The organism is Xanthobacter sp. AM11 (genome assembly GCF_047444035.1).
Taxonomy (GTDB): domain Bacteria; phylum Pseudomonadota; class Alphaproteobacteria; order Rhizobiales; family Xanthobacteraceae; genus Xanthobacter.
The window spans coordinates 3,364,930-3,384,315 of the sequence record NZ_JBLAOA010000001.1; the positions used below are offsets into that span (position 1 = coordinate 3,364,930).

11 protein-coding genes and 1 tRNA gene are annotated in these 19,386 nt (G+C 64.7%); 4 read left to right on the forward strand and 8 right to left on the reverse strand.

Annotation, left to right across the window (positions count from 1 at the left end):
- Positions 1-354: 354 nt before the first annotated feature.
- Positions 355-4,434 (forward strand): Eco57I restriction-modification methylase domain-containing protein, encoded by a 4,080-nt coding sequence (locus tag ACI7BZ_RS15410; RefSeq protein WP_414118048.1) that lies wholly within the window; start codon positions 355-357, stop codon positions 4,432-4,434.
- Positions 4,435-4,518: 84 nt separating this feature from the next.
- Positions 4,519-5,736 (forward strand): DUF3644 domain-containing protein, encoded by a 1,218-nt coding sequence (locus tag ACI7BZ_RS15415; RefSeq protein ID WP_414118049.1) that lies wholly within the window; start codon positions 4,519-4,521, stop codon positions 5,734-5,736.
- A gap of 54 nt (positions 5,737-5,790) precedes the next feature.
- On the opposite strand, the gene ACI7BZ_RS15420 is transcribed toward ACI7BZ_RS15415, so the two are convergent.
- The 3 genes from ACI7BZ_RS15420 to ACI7BZ_RS15430 form a co-directional block, all read right to left on the reverse strand.
- Positions 5,791-6,987, reverse strand: coding sequence for an XRE family transcriptional regulator (locus ACI7BZ_RS15420; protein WP_414118050.1), 1,197 nt, complete (start codon positions 6,985-6,987; stop codon positions 5,791-5,793).
- Between the two features lie 11 nt (positions 6,988-6,998).
- A complete protein-coding gene (locus tag ACI7BZ_RS15425; protein WP_414118051.1) occupies positions 6,999-7,700 on the reverse strand; it encodes a hypothetical protein in 702 nt (233 codons plus the stop codon).
- A gap of 377 nt (positions 7,701-8,077) precedes the next feature.
- Positions 8,078-8,154 (reverse strand) — tRNA-Met (locus tag ACI7BZ_RS15430).
- 214 nt (positions 8,155-8,368) lie between these two features.
- Here ACI7BZ_RS15430 and ACI7BZ_RS15435 point away from each other — a divergent pair.
- On the forward strand, positions 8,369-9,259 hold the full coding sequence (locus ACI7BZ_RS15435; protein ID WP_414118052.1) for an alpha/beta hydrolase: 891 nt from the start codon (positions 8,369-8,371) through the stop codon (positions 9,257-9,259).
- A gap of 10 nt (positions 9,260-9,269) precedes the next feature.
- On the opposite strand, the gene ACI7BZ_RS15440 is transcribed toward ACI7BZ_RS15435, so the two are convergent.
- Positions 9,270-10,124 (reverse strand): RNA methyltransferase, encoded by an 855-nt coding sequence (locus ACI7BZ_RS15440; RefSeq protein WP_414118053.1) that lies wholly within the window; start codon positions 10,122-10,124, stop codon positions 9,270-9,272.
- 240 nt (positions 10,125-10,364) lie between these two features.
- Here ACI7BZ_RS15440 and ACI7BZ_RS15445 point away from each other — a divergent pair, with 240 nt between their 5' ends.
- Positions 10,365-11,579, forward strand: a complete 1,215-nt coding sequence (locus ACI7BZ_RS15445; RefSeq protein WP_414118054.1) for an NADP-dependent isocitrate dehydrogenase — start codon at positions 10,365-10,367, stop codon at positions 11,577-11,579.
- Positions 11,580-11,856: 277 nt separating this feature from the next.
- On the opposite strand, the gene ACI7BZ_RS15450 is transcribed toward ACI7BZ_RS15445, so the two are convergent.
- The 4 genes from ACI7BZ_RS15450 to recA all read right to left on the reverse strand — a co-directional run bounded on the left by ACI7BZ_RS15450 (position 11,857) and on the right by recA (position 19,295).
- The gene (locus tag ACI7BZ_RS15450) at positions 11,857-13,014 is read right to left on the reverse strand and encodes a cyclic nucleotide-gated ion channel (protein WP_414118055.1); all 1,158 of its coding nucleotides are present in this window, start codon (positions 13,012-13,014) and stop codon (positions 11,857-11,859) included.
- A 4-nt stretch (positions 13,015-13,018) separates the two neighbouring features.
- A complete protein-coding gene (locus tag ACI7BZ_RS15455) occupies positions 13,019-14,758 on the reverse strand; it encodes a cation:proton antiporter domain-containing protein (RefSeq protein ID WP_414118056.1) in 1,740 nt (579 codons plus the stop codon).
- A gap of 610 nt (positions 14,759-15,368) precedes the next feature.
- Positions 15,369-18,020 (reverse strand): alanine--tRNA ligase, encoded by a 2,652-nt coding sequence (alaS, locus tag ACI7BZ_RS15460; RefSeq protein WP_414118057.1) that lies wholly within the window; start codon positions 18,018-18,020, stop codon positions 15,369-15,371.
- 189 nt (positions 18,021-18,209) lie between these two features.
- Positions 18,210-19,295, reverse strand: a complete 1,086-nt coding sequence (gene recA / locus ACI7BZ_RS15465; protein WP_414118058.1) for a recombinase RecA — start codon at positions 19,293-19,295, stop codon at positions 18,210-18,212.
- Between the last annotated feature and the right edge of the window lie 91 nt (positions 19,296-19,386).

Below are 19,386 nucleotides of genomic sequence, written 5' to 3' on the forward strand. Positions count from 1 at the left end.
AACGAGAAAATGGCACAGGTGGCACCCGCGCACCTCCCGGCAGCGGTCACGAGCCGACAAAAAACAATGTGCAGACAGATACTTAGGAACGACGTTCCGGCAGCGAGGCAACTCGCTTTATCTTGCCGTCATCTTCCTTCCCCTCATGACGATCCTCCAAGCGACCAACTCGCCGAATATACTACTACGCTATACTACGAATCGCCGCGATCCAAACGCTGCTGATTCGCAAGCTCGCTGCAAAGCGACCGCAGGTCCGCCGCGAAACCTGTGCACGCCGTATGCGCCAATCACACTTCGCTTTGCCAGAATGGGTGGGGCTGGCTAATGCTCGGAACATACAGGGGGCGCTATTTGTCTGATTCTGCGTTGTTCATTTCCGGTGCGCTATTCACCACCGACTATCTCGTCGAAGCGATCAAGGCCACCGCCGCCTATCGCGCCGTCGATGTGGTCGGATTGCGCACGCGACTTGACCAAATCGCCACCGCCTTTCCGCAGAATCATCGCACGAACGAAAGCCAGACGGAGGATGATTTCATCTGGCCGATGCTTGCCGCGCTCGGCTGGACGGAGTCGCTCCGCCAACAGAATCTGACGGTCACTGGACGCGACGACGTGCCCGATGGTCTGCTGTTCGAGGACGCGGCGGCGAAGGCGTCCGCCAATGCTCAGGGAGACCAATGGCGGCGTTATGCCCACGGTCTCGCTGTTGTCGAAAGCAAGCGATGGGCGCGTCCGCTGGACCGCGCTTCGGGCCGCGACGAAACCACCGCGCCGTCTACCCAAATGTTGCGTTACCTGCGCCGTATCGACGATACGACGGGCGGCGCACTGCGCTGGGGAATTCTCACCAACGGCACGCGCTGGCGGCTCTATTGGGCGGGCGCGCGGTCGATCTCCGAAGAGTTTCTGGAAATCGACCTGGGCCGGGTTCTGGCGCTGGAAGGCGGCGGTGATCTGTTCGCCGACGACGCGACACGCGACCACTGGCTGCGCGTCTTTGCGGTCATGTTCGGGCGCGAAGCTTTCCTGCGCGACGGCGCGGATCAACGCTCATTCCACGATCGCGCGCGTGCCGAAGCCGCGTTCTATGAGGAACGGGTTGCCGCTAGCCTGTCGAAGCTGGTGTTCGAATCCGTGTTCCCGAACCTCGCCACCGCTATCGCCAACAGCGCGCCGGACGCGCCGTTGTCCGACGTTCGCGACGCCGCCCTGGTGCTGCTCTACCGCCTGTTGTTCCTGCTCTATGCCGAAGATCGCGACCTGCTGCCGGTCAGTGATCCCCGCTACGACGACTATGCGCTGCGCCCGCTGCGGCTCGATGTCGGCAGGCGCGTGACGAGCGGCGATGCGTTTTCCACGTCCGCCGCGCGCATCTGGTCGCACGTTTCCGATCTGTCGCGGATGATCGACAAGGGCGACAGCTCGGTTGGTATTCCGCCCTACAACGGCGGTCTGTTCGCGACCGGCGGAACGCCCCTGCTCACCACGGCCCGTGTTCCCGACAGCGTGCTGGCTCCGGCGCTCGATGCCCTATCCTATGAGCGATCGTCGGGGGAGCGGCGCTACATCAACTACCGCGATCTCTCCGTCCAGCAGCTCGGGTCGATCTACGAACGCCTGCTTGAGTTCGAGATTGTGCGTGACGAATCCGGCGTGCTCACGGTTCGGCCAAACCTCTTCGCCCGCAAGAATACCGGCAGCTATTACACACCCGACGAACTGGTCGGGTTGATCCTGGACGAGACGCTCGAACCGCTCATCACCGAACGTCTCGACGCCTTTCGGACGACGCTCGCCAAGCTGAACCCCAAGGATGCCGAAGACTATCGGCGGCGCGAACTGCGCGATGCCGATCCGGCGAACGCGATCCTGTCGCTGCGCGTCTGCGACCCGGCGATGGGGTCGGGGCATTTCCTCGTCAGCCTGGTCGATACCCTCGCCGATCACGTGCTCGATGCGATGGCGGAAGCCGCCGCGCTGGGCGTCGATCTGCACTACACCTCGCCCCTCGCCGACAAGATCGAGGACATCCGCGCCACCATCCTGAAGAACGCCAAGGCCGCGAACTGGACGATCAACGAGGAACAACTCGACGACCGCCACATCATCCGTCGCATGGTGCTCAAACGCTGCGTCTATGGCGTGGACAAGAACCCGATGGCGGTGGAACTGGCCAAGGTGGCGTTGTGGCTGCACACCTTCACCGTGGGCGCGCCGCTCTCCTTCATCGACCATCACCTGCACGCCGGCGACAGCCTGTTCGGCCTGTGGGTGCGCGACGCCATCGACAAGGCCACCGCGATGGGCGGCGAGCTTTTCTACAATGAGGCGCTCCGCAACGCCCAGCGGTCGGCGGAAGCGATGAAGACCATTGAGGCGCTGACCGATGTCGAGATCGCCGAAGCGCATCGGTCGGCGGCGATGTATGAAGACGTGGAGCTGATGACCGGCGAACTCGACGGGTTCGTCAGCTTCATCCATGCGCTCGACTGGCTCGATCTGAAGGCCAAGAACAAGGCCCTTGTCCGCCTTTGGCTGGATGGAAGGTTCGGTGATCCCATTCCCATCGCCCGCGGCAGGAAAGCCCCGAAAGGCAGCATGGCGAAGCCGGAAGAGGTCGAAGCGTTCACCGGCATCTGGGAACGCGCTCGCGCGCTGATCGTCGAAGAGCGGTTCCTGAACTGGCAGATCAGCTTTCCCGGCGTGTGGGATAATTGGGCGAGCAAGGGCCGCGAAGGCGGGTTTGACGCCGTGGTCGGCAATCCGCCATGGGACCGGATCAAGCTGCAACAGGTCGAATGGTTCGCCGCCCGGCGACCGGAGATTGCGCTGGCGCAGCGAGCGTCAGATAGAGCCCGCATGATCGCCAAGCTCAAAACGGACAGCGATCCGCTCTGGGACGATTTCGAAAAGGCGGATGTCCGTGCCGCTGATGCCGCTCGCATGGCGCGTGGCTCGGGCAACTATCCAATGCTCAGCCGGGGCGATATCAATCTTTACAGTCTGTTCGTCGAGCGCGCCCATACACTCGTCAAGCCAAATGGCATGGTTGGTTTGCTGGTCCCAAGCGGCATCGCGTCCGACCTGTCGGCGTCCGCTTTCTTCCGGCAGGTGGCGACGGGCGGGCATCTCAAGGCGCTCTACGATTTTGAAAACCGCCGAACGCGATATGGGGTGGAGCCGTTCTTCCCCGACGTCGATAGCCGTTTCAAATTCGCGTCGATCATTGCCAGTCCCGCTCGGACGTTCAAAGCCGCCAACTGCGGCTTCTTCCTTCAGTCGACAGCTGAGCTCTCAGATGCTGACAGAGCCTTCCCGATCACAGCGGCGGACTTTGCAAGGGTAAATCCCAATACCGGCACCGCGCCAATTTTCCGTAGCAAACGCGATATGGCGCTGACCACCGCCATTTATGGCCGCCTGCCGGTGCTGGTGGATAAGTCTGGCCCCGCGCCCGTTGCGGCTTGGCCCGTCAAATATGCGACCATGTTTCACATGACGAATGACAGCCACCTGTTCCGCACCCGCGCCGAACTGGAGGAACGTGAGGGCGCTTGGTCAATTGGCGGCAACCGTTTCCAGTCGGCGGCTGGCGAGTGGGCTCCGCTCTACACTGGACGTATGATTCATCAATTCGATCACCGTGCCGCTTCGGTTGTCGTCAATGAGGCCAATCTTCATAACGCTGCGCTAAGCGGCGAAGTAACAGCAGCCATGAAAGCTGATCCGGCGTTCTTGCCGACTCCGCACTATTGGTTGCTTGAAACGGCGGATGCGAACCAAACACCCACCATAGCGTTCCGGGACATCGCGCGCTCTACCGATGCGCGGACAATGATCGCCAGCATCGTTCCCAGCCGGGCGGCGGGCAATACCGCGCCCCTTATTTTGTCAGACGTTCTAACTGCCGATCAGGTACTCCTGCTCGCCAACCTGAACACCCTCGTGTTCGACTATGTGGCGCGTCAAAAGGCGCAAAGCACGCATTTGAACTGGTATATCGTCGAACAACTCCCCATCGTCCCGCCCGCCATCTACGCCCGCATGTTCGGCCCCAAATCCGCCGCCGGCATCGTCCGCGAGGCGGTGTTGGAACTGAGCTACACCGCAAACGACCTCGCCCCCTTCGCGCGCGACCTCGGCCATGTCGATGCGGTTGGCGATGTTCTCCCGCCTTTCGTCTGGGACGAGGACCGCCGCCTTTTGCTGCGCGCCAAGCTCGATGCACTCTACTTCATCCTCTATGGCGTTTTCGATCCCGCCGACCCGGCGCAAAGCCGCGACGACATCCGCTACATCTATTCGACCTTCCCGATCGTCGAGCGCGAAGAGACGGCGAAGTGGGGCAGCTATCGCAGCCGCGACCTGTGCCTCGCCTGGATAAGCGCCCTAATGGCTGGGCAACCCAATGCGGAGATCGCAGGATGATCCGCCTCATTGCCCCAGCCTTCCATGCCTGTCCGACGATGACGATGTCAGGCCTTGGTCAGGTCCTCAGCAAGGGGAGCGGCAATGCCGGTTCGCAGGCGGGGCAATAAGCTCGAACGCTGGGAAATTGCCCTTATCAAGTCGATGGTTACCGATGGGCGGTGGCCGAACGATCAGGACATTCTTGCCTACTTCACCCGTCCCACACGCTCGATTAACCACCGTGCCATCGCTGAAATTCGCACAGCTGCTAAACATGCCGCCGTAAAGGCTGCACCGGCGGAAGAGTTGGATGCCTTCGTTGCATCCTGGCCGGAGGTGGATGCGGAGACCGGCCTGTCGCTGCGCGGCGACGAACTGCTGATCAAGGCGCGCGAGGCCATGATCGCAGCTGTCCATACGTTCAACAGCGCCGGGCTGACCTTCCGCGCCGAACTGTTCATTGTCACCGCCGTCATCGCCTGGACCTATCTGCTGCACGCCTGGTTCAAGCGTGAAGGCATAGACTATCGCCACACGAAAAATCAGAACGGCGAGAGGGTGGTGGTGAAGACGCCAAGCGGTGCCGAAAAATACTGGGAACTGTCACAGTGCCTGAAGCACGCGAAATGCCCAGTCGAACCCGGCGCGCGGGACAACCTGACCTTCTTGCTGGAACTGCGGCATGAAATCGAGCACCGCTCAACCAGCCGGATCGATGATGCCGTCAGCGCCAAGCTGCAAGCCTGCTGCATCAATTTCAACGACGCAATTAAGAGCCTGTTCGGCGCGCAATACGCCCTCGAACGCCGCCTGCCGATCGCCCTTCAGTTCGTGACCTTCAGCCCCGATCAACGCGCCCTGTTGAAGAAGGCCGCGACACTGCCACGCAATGTCGAGACCATGATGGATGCCCTCGAGCAACAATTGACGCCCGAGCAACAGGCGGACCCTCGCTTCGCCTTCCGCGTCTTCATGGTTCACAAAACCGCCAACCGCGCGCCGGGAGCGGACCTGGCTGTGGAACTGGTGCCACCCGGATCGGACATCGCCGAGAAGTTCAATCTGGCGCTAAAGGAGGTCGAGAAACGGAAATATCTCCCCGGCGAGATCGTCGCGACCATCAAAGGCGAGGGTTGGGACCGCTTTACAATGGATAGCCACACGAAACTCTGGAAGCGCCTCGATGCGCGAAACCCCGCGAAGGGTTACGGCGCGGTGGCCGTGGGCAAGGTCTGGTCTTGGTACGAAACGTGGCTCACACGCGTCCGTGAGGAATGTCAGCAACATCCTCATTTATACAGGTCAAATCACACGGAATAGTGACGGGGATTGGTCGTGGTCTGACAAGGAGAAAATATCTATTTTACATGCTCATCAGGTCTTTGATTTAGTGGGAAACGGGACAACATCACCGCTCTGAGAGCGAGGCAAGGCGTCTCTTGGCTTTAACTTCAAAACACTAGCTGGCTCATGAGAAAACCAACCAGGTGGCAAGCCGGTGAGATTTTCGACGTCACCTGCAGACACGGCGAACTCTAACGCCAGCAGGTCCGCTTTTGACCGAACACCTTCATCGACAATCAAGTGCAGCGCATCGCGCAGAACGCGCGGGTCTGTCGGTGCCCAATGTCTGTCGAATGGCTCCTCCCGCGACCAGCCCTTTGCCGAATAGAGCTTGTATAGATGGGTAGCGAACTCCGGCGGAATAGCGTCCAAGTCAGCGAGCCTTTTGATCTGTGCTTTAATGGACACCCGCCAGCGTTCCTTCGCAGTTACCAAACTGGCAAGCGACGGCACCCGCGTTTCGATGGGATAGGTGGTCGATGGGAGAAGGAAGGCGCTGGCAAGGCGGAATGCCTGGGTTTCAATTACCTTCAGATCCCGTTTCAATTCCTCCGCCGTTACGTTCTTGTGCAGAATGGCGTGGGCCATCTCGTGTGCAGCATCCATCTGACGACGAGCAAACGACATCTTATCGCTCGCGAGTAAGACATGTGGTCGCCCATCCACCGGCGACCAACTGCAAAGGCCGTCGAGTTTGATCGTGCCCATTTCGATCACGCCGACCACGAAGCCAACGCGTTCCATCAACGGAATCATATCAGCGCACGGCCCTTCGCCAACGCGCCAATGTCGCCGAAGATCGATCGCAATTTTCTCCAAATCTTCTTCGCGAAGCTGCTGATAGCTGGCTCCAGCCATGACATCCGGGATGTCGACGACCGGCAAATCCACATAGTGCTCTACGGCGTGGCTGATCTCCTGAAACCAACGCATCTGCGCGCTCTGATATTGCAGGTCACGAACCAACGTGCTGGACAACGACCGCAAAAATACCGGTCGGTCTGAAGCGTGAAGCGGCCTCAAGAAAAACTCAGGCCTAACATCGAGGAAATCGGCCAACTCCGACAACGCATCTGCTTCCGGCGCAGACGTGCCGTCTTCCCAGCGCGAAACCGTGCTGGGGTTCAAACTCATGCTCCGCGCCAGCGCGGACATGCTTGGAATCCTTCGTGCGGCCCTGGCCTCCGTCAGGCGGCCGGGCACAAAGCCTGGTATGCTGGTACGCATTGGCCTGCCATTCACTCGCCAGCTTCAGCGGCGTCATCGGCCTCCGGCGTTTCCGGCGGCTTGAACGCCTTGCGCACTTTCTTCAACGTCACCAGCGTGGATGGCTGTTCAGTTCCCAACGCAGATTCCGTGGCATAGTCGGCCAAGAAGTTTTCGACGGATTCGTAGACGAGATAACCGGCATATTCAGCGTCGATAACGCCGATGGCCACTTCGTCAACATGACCGGCACGGCCAGCATCGCGAGCGAAAAGCAACAACACGAAAACGTCGCCGGGCTGGGGCGACGCGCTCGTGCCATCCAAGTCCAAGCGCGGAGTAAGCCTATAATTCAGCGTCACGCCAGCAAGGCGAGAACGGTTTTTGGTCGGCAGTTCTGACCTGGCGGGCATTGATGCCAACCCGAGCAAAACGCCGGGCTTGTCACCGCCGAACCGCATGAAGGGTTGATAGTACCGAAGATCAGTGCCCGGGATGACATCGCCATCAAGCCTGACTCCGCCGTGCTGCTCGCACGTGTCCTGAAAACCCTTTTCCATAAGCCGGAAGCGGGCCTGGCCCTCCAAGGCCCGCGCGCTGCGACCGCTCAGGTCAGTGTTGTCCCGGATCAGCTCGAATGCCTCGCGGGTCCGCGCTACTGCGACATCGAAAAGGTCGATAATGAGCTCTCGCGGGAGCGTGACTGTTATTTTATGCTTGATCTCGTCGCTCATCGAATCGCCCCTTCGGTATCGCTGATTTATGCTCCATAATTTTGCGTAAAGCAAGAGGTTCGCGGCGAATCTGTGCGACGCTGGCTGTCAAGGCCGCGTTTGACCCTAGCTTCATAGTGCTATGGCGTACTGGTAGTTATCATCTTCATCGGGCGTGGCCCGCCAACACCACAATTTATTATACTGATATTTATGCATTTTTTAAGCGGCACTCGCCGATCTTCGCCGGTTCGGTGCGGTCCAGCCGCACCTGGTACCGACGCACGAACATGCCTGCGCGGTTGATGATCCGAACGGCCGGTGATGAGCTGGAATTGCTGCTGCAACGCTCAAAAGCCAACGGCCCGCCGGAGGGGCGGGCCGTTGGCAAGTCGTTTTGGTTGCGGGGGCAGGATTTGAACCTGCGACCTTCAGGTTATGAGCCTGACGAGCTACCGGGCTGCTCCACCCCGCGTCGGGACCGATCTGTTAAGCCGGCGAAGCGGCTGTCGGTGAGGCGTATGTAGCAATCCCCGCCGGGGAATGAAAGGGCTTGAGGGAAAAAAAGCCCTTCCCCCGTCCACCCTGTGGATGACGGCGTCCCGGCCGGCGATGGGAATGTGCCAGCAAGCCTTGTCCTCTCTGAAAAACGGGCCAAGATCAACCCCTCAGTTGCCCGGAGAAGGCCGATGGAAACGTCCGAGATGATTGCGCTGCGCGAATTGCTCGCGGCGAACCCCCGCCCCCGGACCCTCGAGGAGCAGCGGGAGCGGATGGAGGCGGTGACCGCGGTCGATTCCGTGGATCACGACATCTCCCTCATTGCCGTCAATGCGGGGGGCGTGCCCGGCGAGTGGTCGCTGGCGCCCGGTGCCGACGTGGCCCGCGTGCTGCTGTTCCTGCACGGGGGCGGCTATTGCGTCGGCTCCATCCGCAGCCACCGCACCATGGTGACGGGCGCCGGGCGCGCGGCCGGCATCCGCACGCTGGCCATCGCCTACCGCCTCGCCCCCGAGCACCCCTTCCCGGCCGCGCTGGAGGATGCGGAAGCCGCCTACCGCTTCCTGCTCGCGCATGACTACACCGGCTCGCAGATCGTCGTGGGGGGCGACAGCGCCGGCGGCGGGCTCACCCTCGCCTTGCTGCAGACCCTGAGGGCCAAGGGCCTGCCCCCGCCCGCCTGCGCCTGGCTGGTCTCCCCCTGGGTCGATCTGGAGATGACGGGCGCCAGCATGGACTCAAAGGACGCCGTGGACCCCCTGATCCACCGGCCCTACCTGCAGCAGCTGGCGGAAGCCTATCTCGCCGGCGGCACCAGCCCGCGCTCGCCCCTCGTCAGCCCGCTTCATGCGGACCTCACCGGCCTGCCGCCCATCCTGATCCAGGTGGGCTCGTGCGAGACGCTGCTGGATGATTCCGTGCGTCTCACCGGCCGGCTGGCCGCCGGCGACGTGAAGGTTCGGCTGTCGGTCTACCCGCAGATGATCCACGCCTGGCCCATCTGGTACCATCGGCTCACCGAGGGCCGCAGGGCCCTGACCGAGGCGGGGGCCTTCATCAGCCGCTGGATAAGAACCTGAGCCGGCCGGATCAATCGTCGGCGGCGGGGGGGCGGCCGGCGGCCTTCTGCGCCTTTCGGGCGGCAGCTTCCGCATTGTGAAGATGCTTGCGCGCCTCCCGGCCCTCCCGCCCCTCCTCCAGGGCCGTGACGGCACCGTGCAGGGTGGCAAGGTCCTGCCGGGTCAGGCCGAGGCGGTGGAAGATGTTGCGCAGGTTGCGCGTGGTGGAGGGCTGCTTCTCCGGCGAACGGAAGAAGCCGGAGGCCTCCAGCGCCCCTTCCAGATGGTCGAAGAAGGCGATGAGGTCGCCCTTGTCGGCCAGCGGCGAGCGATCCGGCGGAGCGAACGGCAGGGCGCCGGCGCTCTCCGCCTTGAACCACTCATAGGCCACCACGGCGACGCAGGTGGCAAGGTTGAGCGAGGCGAAGGCCGGGTTGACCGGCAGGGTCACGATGGCATCGCACAGGGAGACCTCTTCGGTATAAAGGCCGGTGCGCTCGCGGCCGAACACGAGGGCCACATCCTCCCCGCCGGCGAGCCTCTGGCGGGCCTCGCCGGCCGCCGCATCGGCCCCCACCACCGGCTTCGCCATGCCCCGCTCCCGCGCCGTGGCGGCAAAGGCGAAATTGATTCCGGCAAGGGCCGAGCGCAGATCGGGAAAGACCTGCGCCTGCTCCAGGATGCGGTCGGCACCGGCGCAGAAGACGCGCGCCTTCTCGTTCGGCCAGCCTTCCCGCGGGTTGACGATGCGCAGGCGCGCCAAGCCGAAATTACCCATGGCCCGCGCGGCCGAGCCGACATTCTCGCCCAGCTGCGGCTCCACGAGGATGACGACCGGTCCGCCGGCCGCCCAGGGCTTCGTGCTGTCAGTACCGGAACCTGGCATCTTGTCTCCCGTTTCGCGCTCTCTGGCACGATCGCCGCCGCAAAGTCGAGAGGCGGAGGTAAAACGCACCGCGTGCGATGGAAAATCATCTCACGCTACAGACGAAGGTCGCGGCTTTTGTTCCCTGCCACGCCAGTGCTATAGCGGCGACGCCGGAAGATTGCCGGCGCGGGACCCTCGCGCCGATGGTCCTCCCCCTTTTTCTCCAAGGCTCCTAGAGCACTCCCGAAAGGCCGTCCCATGGCGAAGATCAAGGTGGCAAATCCGGTCGTCGAGCTCGACGGCGACGAGATGACCCGGATCATCTGGCAGTACATCAAGGACAAGCTGATCCATCCTTATCTCGACATCGACCTCGAATATTACGACCTTTCCGTCGAGAACCGCGACGCGACCAACGACCAGGTGACCGTCGCCGCCGCAGAAGCCATCAAGAAGCATGGCGTGGGCGTCAAGTGCGCCACCATCACGCCGGACGAGGCCCGCGTCGAGGAGTTCAAGCTCAAGGAGATGTGGAAGTCGCCCAACGGCACCATCCGCAACATCCTGGGCGGCGTGATCTTCCGCGAGCCCATCATCTGCAAGAACGTGCCGCGTCTGGTGCCGGGCTGGACCCAGCCCATCATCGTCGGCCGCCACGCCTTCGGCGACCAGTATCGCGCCACTGATTTCAAGGTGCCGGGCAAGGGCACGCTGACCATCTCCTTCGTGGGCGAGGACGGCACCAAGATCGAGAAGGAAGTCTACAAGTTTCCCGGCGCCGGCGTGGCCATGGCCATGTACAACCTCGACGAGTCGATCCGCGAGTTCGCCCGCGCCTCGCTGAACTACGGCCTCCTGCGCAACTATCCCGTCTACCTCTCCACCAAGAACACCATCCTGAAGGCCTATGACGGCCGCTTCAAGGACATCTTCCAGGAAGTGTACGAGAGCGAGTTCAAGGCTGAGTTCGACAAGCGCGGCCTCACCTACGAACACCGCCTCATCGACGACATGGTGGCCTCGGCCCTCAAGTGGTCCGGCGGCTATGTGTGGGCCTGCAAGAATTATGACGGCGACGTGCAGTCCGACATCGTGGCCCAGGGCTTCGGCTCGCTCGGCCTGATGACCTCGGTGCTGATGACGCCGGACGGCAAGACGGTGGAGGCGGAAGCCGCCCACGGCACCGTCACCCGCCACTATCGCGAGCACCAGAAGGGCAAGGAGACCTCCACCAACTCCATCGCCTCCATCTTCGCCTGGACCCGTGGCCTCGCCCACCGCGCCAAGCTGGACGACAATGTGGAGCTCGCCAAGTTCGCGGACACGCTGGAGAAGGTGTGCGTGGACACGGTGGAAGACGGCTACATGACCAAGGACCTCGCCCTCTTGGTGGGGGCGGACCAGAAGTGGCTTTCCACCACCGGCTTCCTGGACAAGATCTCCGAGAACCTCACCAAGGCCATGGCCGCCTGATGATGGCTGCCTGATGATGGCGGCGTGACAGGGGTCGCATCCGGCTGCCGCCATGGGCAGTGGGATGCGGCCGGCGCGGGGCGCAACCCCTCGACGGCCCGCGAGCCACCCTCGCGGGCCTTTGTCGTTGCCGCATGGCAATGGCGCTCCCTGGAGCGATCCCGGCCCGTAGCGGGTGAAGACCATGGCCGACGGCATTCCGCCCCCGGCCGACCTTCCTCCACGCCCGCCGCCCCACCTCGCAAGCCGGCCGGAAAATACGTTCACCGCCTGAAGGTCAGACCACCACGGCCACGGCATCGGCGCCACGGGCCAGCGCCGCCAGCCGCTCGATCACGTCCGGGTGGCGAAGGGCCAGCATGTAGAGCTCGTTGGCCTCGATGGCGAGCAGCTTGGTCCTCGCCACGGCCCGCACCGGGATGGTGGGGGAGATGTCGGCGCCCGGAATGAGGCCGAACACGTCGCCGGGCCCCAGCCGCTCCAGGCCCTCGGGGGTTTCGCGCTCCACGCAGCCTTCCAGCACCACGAACAGGTTGCTTGCCGCCTCTCCCCGCCGCACCACGTGGTGGCCGCGGTCGAAGCTGCGGGAATTGAGCAGCGGCAAAAGATCGCCCAGAACCGGCGCATCCAGCTCGGCGAAGGGGGCAAGCCGGGAGATCATGGAGAAGGTGACGACGAAATTGTGCTTGGAGATCACCTCCGAGAACGAGCCGGCGAGGATGGCGATGGGCAGGGCCAGCATCATGAGGCCCGAAACCATGGTCAGCGCCCCGATGATCCGCCCCACCACCGTCACCGGAACCACATCGCCATAGCCCACCGTGGTCAGGGTGGTGATGGCCCACCACATGGCCGCCGGAATGGAGCCGAACTTGTCAGGCTGGACGGTACGCTCCACAAGATAAAGGGCGGTGGCCGCCATCAGCACCCCGGCGCACAGGATGAGGAGGCAGGACAGCAGCGCATAGCGCTCGCGCTGCACCGCGAGATAAAGCGCGTTGAAGCCGGAGGAATACCGCGCGAGCTTGAGGAAGCGCAGCAGCCTGAGCACCAGGAGCGAGTGGATGTTGAGCTCTTCCGTCAGGCCGGCGAACAGCGGCAGGATCGCGATCAGGTCGATGAGGGCCGGCGCCGTGAGCGCATAGCGCAGCCGCGCCTTGAGCGGCGGCAGGCGCCGGCGCAGCGGATGTTCCGGCGCCACCCAGAGGCGCAGCAGATATTCCGCGGTGAAGATGGCAAGGGCCGCGCGCTCGCCCGCCCAAAACCACCATGTGCCGTGAATTCCGAGGGAAGGCACCGTGGCCAGCACCGCCCCGCCCACCGACAGCAGGATGGCCGCGATGAGGAAGTAATGGGCCACATCCGCCAGGAGATCGCCGGGAATGTCCCGCTCCAGGATGTCGAAGGCGCGCTGTCGCACCGTCCTGAACGCCATGCCGCTACAATCCCTCGTCCGTCTTCGGCCGCTCGATGTCGAGGCGCACCTTCTCCCGCGCCTGCGCGATGCGCTCGGCGACCGCATCATCGGGCAGGCCGAGGGCGCCGAGCAGCCGCGCGGACAGCTGAAGGCTCGCCTCCATGGCTTCCGGGATCACGCCGGCAACGCCCAGGTTGCAGAGCCGGCGGGCATGCTCGGCATCCTTGGCCCGCGCCACCACGACGGCACCGCCCCAATGCTGGCGCACAACCCCCACCATGCGCTCCGCCGCGCTCGGCGCATCGAGGGTGACCACGAAGGCGCGGGCGCCCTCCGCGCCGAGGCGCTCCAGCATCTCCACCCGTCCCGCATCGCCGAAGAAGACCGGCCAGCCGGCCGCCCGGTCCTGCGCTACCCGCCGCGGGTCGTTGTCCACGGCCACGAAGGGCACCCCCTCTTCCTCCAGCACCTGAGCGATGGTGTGGCCCACGCGCCCGAATCCGCCGATGATCACATGGCCCTTCGCCACCGCCTCGCGGGTGGCGGCCAGATCGGACGGGGACTGGCTGTCGAGCGCGCGCGCCAGCCGCCCGCCGAGACGGGCCAGCAGCGGCGTCGCCACGAGGCTCAGGCCGACGACGGAGACCAGGGCGCCGGCATCCACCGCAGCCAGCGCCCCGCGCGCCGAAAGAAGCCCGATCACCACCAGCGTGAATTCACCCGTCTGCGCCAGCAGGATCGCCGATTCTGCCGCCGCCGGCCGGGCAATGCCCATGATGCGCGCCGCTGCATAGGTGAAGGCGCTCTTCACCGCGAGCACGCCCAGCGTTGCCGCAAGGATGGCGCCGAGCCGCGGCAGCACCTCCGCAAAGTCGACGCTCATGCCCACGGTGACGAAGAATACGCCCACCAGAAGCCCCTTGAAGGGCTCCAGATCCACCTCGATCTGATGGCGATACGCGGTTTCCGACAGCAGCATCCCGGCCAGGAAGGCCCCGAGCGCGCCGGACAGGCCCGCCGTGTGGGTGATGGTGGCCGAGCCCACCACCACCACCAGGGTGATGGCCATGATGAGCTCGCGCGAGCGGGTGGAAACGGCGGCGGCCACCAATGGCGCCAGCACGAAGCGGCCGGCAACGAGGATGAGCAGAACCGCCCCCACCGCCTTGGCCAGCGCCGCCACGGCCACATAGGCCACGTTCCCGGCCTCTCCCGCCAGAAGCTCGGCCGCCAGAAGCAGGGGCGCCACCATCAGGTCCTGAAACAGCAGCACCGCTATGACAAGCTGGCCCAGCGGCGCCAGCGCGCGGTGCTGCTCGCGCAAGAGCTGGCCCACCACCGCGGTGGACGACATGGCGAGCGAAAACCCCAGGACAAGGGCAAGTCCCGCCGGATAGCCCACCACGAGGGCGGCGCCCGCCGCCAAGGCCGCGCCGCAGAACAGTACCTGCAGCCAGCCGACCCCGAACACCTCCCGCCGCAGCGCCCACAGGCGTGCCGCAGAAAATTCAAGCCCCAGCAGGAAAAGGAGGAAAATGACCCCCAGTTCGCCGAAGGGGGCGGCCCGCTCGGGACTGGAAATGGTGACGAAGCGAACCAGCGGCAGGTTTTCAGCCAGACGCCCCAACCCGTGCGGCCCGAGGATGGCGCCCACCGCGATGAAGCCCACCACCGCCCCGATCCGGGCGCGATGGAACACGGGCACGAGAATGCCGGCCGCGACGAGATAGACGAACGCATCCTTCAGGAGGGCGTCGCTCACCCTGTTCTCCTCATCACGACGGCCCCACCGTCACACCGCCCCCGGCACTGGCGGGTCCCTGCGATTTCATTGTAAAGCCCCTGGTGTTGCCCGCCATCAATGGCAGCGACGGGACTTCAGCCCGCTCCGGGAGCGACCGGCACTGAAGCGTCCGTTGCCCCTCCTTTGACTGCCCTGGTCCCTGCGCGGCCGGTCCTGAACCGGGGCCCTTCTTCCGAAGGGCGGACCGAGCCGCCCCACCGCCGACACCAAAGGACGCCGCAGGACCCCGGATTGCCCGGGCCGACCTGCCATCCCCGCGACCGCACGCACGGGCGCTGGGGCCTTCCTCTTCTGCTCGCTTCACCCGCGCGACCGCAGCTGGAGTGCCGGATCTGCACAAGCGACTGACCGACCGGTTCCTCTTGCACCGATGGCGTTCCAGCGCAACGGGCGCACCGCCACATCCCGCTGAACCACCAACCAGGCCTCAGGACTCGGCCGGGACGCCGGCAGGCCAGCCGTGGGCGTTCCCCCTCGCCTTCACACGTCGCCAACCCTCCCCCGCCGACGCTCCCCTGGCCGCCCATGCGGACAGGGCCTCGGCGACGGACGGGCCGGACCTGGCTCCTCAGCCCGCGAGCGCCGCCGCGATGGCCGCGAGTGCCGCCTCCGCCTTGTCCCCGTCGGGACCGCCGGCCTGCGCCATGTCGGGACGCCCACCGCCCCCCTTGCCGCCGAGCGCCTCCGCCCCGCGGCGGACCAGCGCCACGGCATCGAACCGCGCGGTGAGATCGGCCGTGACCCCCACCACGATCCCGGCCTTGCCGTCGCCGGTGACGCCGACGATGGCCACCACGCCGGAGCCGATCTGCTTCTTGCCGTCGTCCACCAGGCCCTTGAGATCCTTGATCTCGATGCCCTCCACCTGGCGGGCCAGCAGCTTCACGTCGCCGACGGTCCGCACCGGATCGGCACCCGTCTCGCTGCCGCCCATGGCCAGCTTCTTGCGGGCCTCGGCAAGGTCCCGCTCGAGCCTACGGCGATCATCCACGAGGGACGCAACCCGGGCCTCCACTTCCGACACCGGCGCCTTGAGGGCGAAAGCGGTGGAAATCAAAGCCTTGTTTGCGCTGTTGAGGTGGCGCCGGGCGCCCTGGGCGGTAAGCGCCTCGATGCGCCGGACCCCCGAGGCGACCGCCCCTTCCGAGACGATGGAAATGAGCCCGATGTCGCCGGTGCGCCGCACATGCGTGCCGCCGCAAAGCTCCACCGAATAGGGTGCGCCGTTGCCGTCGTCGGTGCCCATGGACACCACGCGCACTTCCTCGCCATATTTTTCGCCGAACAGGGCGCGGGCGCCGGACGTGATGGCATCGTCCACCGCCATCAGCCGCGTCTCCACCGGCTCGTTGCGCAGCACGAAGCGATTGGCGATGTCTTCCACCTCCCCCACTTCCGCTTCGGACAGGGGCTTGGGGTGGGAGAAATCGAAGCGCAGCCGATCCGGCGCGACCAGGGAGCCCTTCTGGGCCACATGCTCGCCGAGCACGCGGCGCAGCGCCTCGTGCAGCAGATGGGTGGCGGAATGGTTGGCGCGCACGGCGGCCCGCCGCGCATGGTCCACCTCCAGCACCAGGGACGTGCCTGGCTTGAGGCTGCCGGCCTCCACCTTCACCTCGTGGAGGAAAAGGTCGCCCAGCTTCTTCTGGGTGGCCCGCACCTCGGCGCGGATGCCGCCCTCCCCGCTCAGCTGGCCCGTATCGCCCACCTGACCGCCCGATTCCGCATAGAAGGGCGTCTGGTTCAGGACGACGAGGCCCGTCTCGCCGGCTTCGAGGGCCGCCACTTCCGCGCCGTCCCGCACCAGGGCGGCGACAACGCCCTCTGCCTTTTCCGTGTCATAGCCGAGGAAGTCGGTGGCGCCCACCCGGTCGCGCAGGGCGAACCACAAAGTGTCCGTCGCCGCCTCGCCGGAGCCCGCCCAACTGGCCCGGGCCTCGGCCTTCTGGCGCGCCATGGCGGTGTCGAACGCCGGGAGGTCCACCGAGATGCCCCGGGCCCGCAGGGCATCCTGGGTGAGGTCCAGCGGAAAGCCGAATGTATCGTAGAGCTTGAAGGCCACCTCGCCGGAGAATTGTGCGCCTGCCGTCAGGCCCACGCTCTCGTCCTCCAGGATGGACAGGCCACGCTCCAGCGTGCGGCGGAAACGGGTCTCCTCCAGCAGCAGCGTTTCCTCGGTGAGAGCCTCGGCGCGGATGATCTCGGGATAGGCCCGGCCCATCTCCCGCACCAGCACCGGGACGAGGCGGTGCATCAGCGGGTCCTTCGCCCCCAGGAGCTGGGCATGGCGCATGGCCCGGCGCATGATGCGGCGCAGCACGTAGCCGCGCCCCTCATTGGAGGGCAGCACCCCGTCCGCCGTCAGGAACACCGAGGCGCGCAGGTGGTCGGCGATCACCCGGTGGCTGGCCTTCTGCGCTCCGTCGGGATCGGTTCCGGTGAGCTCCGAAACCTCGGCGATGAGCGCCCGCATGAGGTCGGTTTCGTAATTGTCATGGGTGCCCTGAAGCACCGCCGAGATGCGTTCGAGGCCCATGCCCGTGTCGATGGACGGGCGCGGCAATGCCAACCGCTCGCCGCCGGGCAGCTGCTCATACTGCATGAAGACGAGGTTCCAGATCTCGATGAAGCGGTCGCCGTCCGCCTCCGCCGAGCCGGGGGGGCCGCCGGGCACATGGGGGCCGTGGTCGAAGAAGATCTCCGAGCAGGGGCCGCAGGGACCCGTATCGCCCATGGACCAGAAATTGTCGGACGTGGGAATGCGGATGATCTTGTCGTCGGAGAGCCCGGCAATCTTCTTCCAAAGCCCGAACGCCTCGTCGTCCTCGCTGAAGACCGTGACGATGAGCCGGTCCCGCGGCAGGTCGAAGGTGCGGGTGACAAGGTTCCAGGCCAGTTCGATGGCGCGGTCCTTGAAATAGTCGCCGAAGGAGAAATTCCCCAGCATCTCGAAAAAGGTGTGGTGCCGCGCGGTGTAACCCACATTGTCAAGGTCGTTGTGCTTGCCGCCGGCGCGAACGCACTTCTGCGAGGTGACCGCCCGGGAATAGGGCCGCTTCTCCACGCCGGTGAAGACGTTCTTGAACTGCACCATCCCCGCATTGGTGAACATGAGGGTCGGGTCGTTATGCGGCACCAGAGGCGAGGACGAAACCGCCTCGTGCCCCTCCTTGACGAAGTAGTCGATGAAGCTCGACCGGATCTCGTTGACGCCGCTCATGTGCCGGCCATTGTCCCCTTGCGGCCGGCCCACGCAGGGAACCGGTCTGGTGATCGCCTCCACGCAGGCGCGCTAAAAAGCACGCATCCACGCGGTTCCGGCCATGGCCCTGGGGCAGACCGGAACCGGGTTCGTTTAGCGACGGGTCCCGCGCTTGTCCAGAAAGCCTTTGTCCCGGAGCAGAAAGCGTCAGGCGTCGGCGGGATCGCCTTCGGCGTCGTCCTCCGGGGCCCCGGCGAGGATCTTCTCGGCAATCAGGCCCGCATTCTGCCGGATCGCGGCCTCGATGCGGCCCGCCACCTCCTGATTCTGCCTCAGGAACGTCTTGGCATTCTCGCGCCCCTGCCCCAACCGCTGGCTGTCATGGGAGAACCACGCGCCCGACTTCTCGACCACCCCGGCCTTGACGCCGAGATCGAGCAACTCGCCCAGCTTGGATACGCCCTCGCCATACATGATGTCGAACTCGACCTGCTTGAAGGGCGGGGCAAGCTTGTTCTTCACCACCTTCACGCGGGTCTGGTTGCCCACCACCTCGTCACGCTCCTTGATCATGCCGATGCGGCGGATGTCGAGCCGGATGGAAGCATAGAACTTCAAGGCGTTGCCGCCGGTGGTGGTCTCCGGCGAGCCGTACATGACGCCGATCTTCATGCGGATCTGGTTGATGAAGATGACCATGGTGTTGGACTTGGAGATGGAGGCGGTGAGCTTGCGCAGCGCCTGGCTCATGAGCCGGGCCTGCATACCCGGCTGGTTGTCCCCCATTTCCCCTTCCAGCTCGGCGCGCGGCGTCAGCGCCGCGACCGAATCCACCACCAGCACGTCAACGGCGCCGGAGCGCACCAGCGTATCGGCAATCTCCAGGGCCTGCTCGCCGGCGTCCGGCTGCGAGATGAGGAGGTCGTCGAGATTGACGCCGAGCTTGCGGGCATAGATGGGGTCCAGCGCATGCTCCGCATCAATGAAGGCGCAGGTGCCGCCCCGCTTCTGCGATTCTGCGATCGTGTGGAGGGCCAGGGTGGTCTTGCCCGAGGACTCCGGCCCGAAGATCTCGACCACGCGGCCCTTCGGCAGCCCGCCGATGCCAAGGGCGATGTCGAGGCCCAGGGACCCGGTTGGAATGCTCTCGATCTCCAAGGCTTTGCCGCCCTTGCCGAGCCGCATGATCGAGCCCTTGCCGAAATGTCGCTCGATCTGGGAGAGCGCGGCGTCCAGCGCCTTGGTCTTATCCATGGAAGAACCTTCGACGAGTCGGAGTGTCGCCTGAGTCATCGCCGCGCTCCAGTGCTGGCGCAAGGGGAAATGAGAACTGCATTCATGTACCCCCTTTGTTCTCTGTTCGCAATATGTTCTTATTGCCCAT

Excerpts from the sequence above, each read along its gene's own strand:
- ACI7BZ_RS15415 (WP_414118049.1), top strand. The coding sequence starts at position 4,519 with ATGCCGGTTCGCAGGCGGGGCAATAAGCTCGAACGCTGGGAAATTGCC.
- ACI7BZ_RS15420 (WP_414118050.1), bottom strand. The coding sequence starts at position 6,987 with ATGCGTACCAGCATACCAGGCTTTGTGCCCGGCCGCCTGACGGAGGCC.
- ACI7BZ_RS15425 (WP_414118051.1), bottom strand. The coding sequence starts at position 7,700 with ATGAGCGACGAGATCAAGCATAAAATAACAGTCACGCTCCCGCGAGAG.
- ACI7BZ_RS15435 (WP_414118052.1), top strand. The coding sequence starts at position 8,369 with ATGGAAACGTCCGAGATGATTGCGCTGCGCGAATTGCTCGCGGCGAAC.
- ACI7BZ_RS15440 (WP_414118053.1), bottom strand. The coding sequence starts at position 10,124 with ATGCCAGGTTCCGGTACTGACAGCACGAAGCCCTGGGCGGCCGGCGGA.
- ACI7BZ_RS15445 (WP_414118054.1), top strand. The coding sequence starts at position 10,365 with ATGGCGAAGATCAAGGTGGCAAATCCGGTCGTCGAGCTCGACGGCGAC.
- ACI7BZ_RS15450 (WP_414118055.1), bottom strand. The coding sequence starts at position 13,014 with ATGGCGTTCAGGACGGTGCGACAGCGCGCCTTCGACATCCTGGAGCGG.
- alaS (WP_414118057.1), bottom strand. The coding sequence starts at position 18,020 with ATGAGCGGCGTCAACGAGATCCGGTCGAGCTTCATCGACTACTTCGTC.
- recA (WP_414118058.1), bottom strand. The coding sequence starts at position 19,295 with ATGACTCAGGCGACACTCCGACTCGTCGAAGGTTCTTCCATGGATAAG.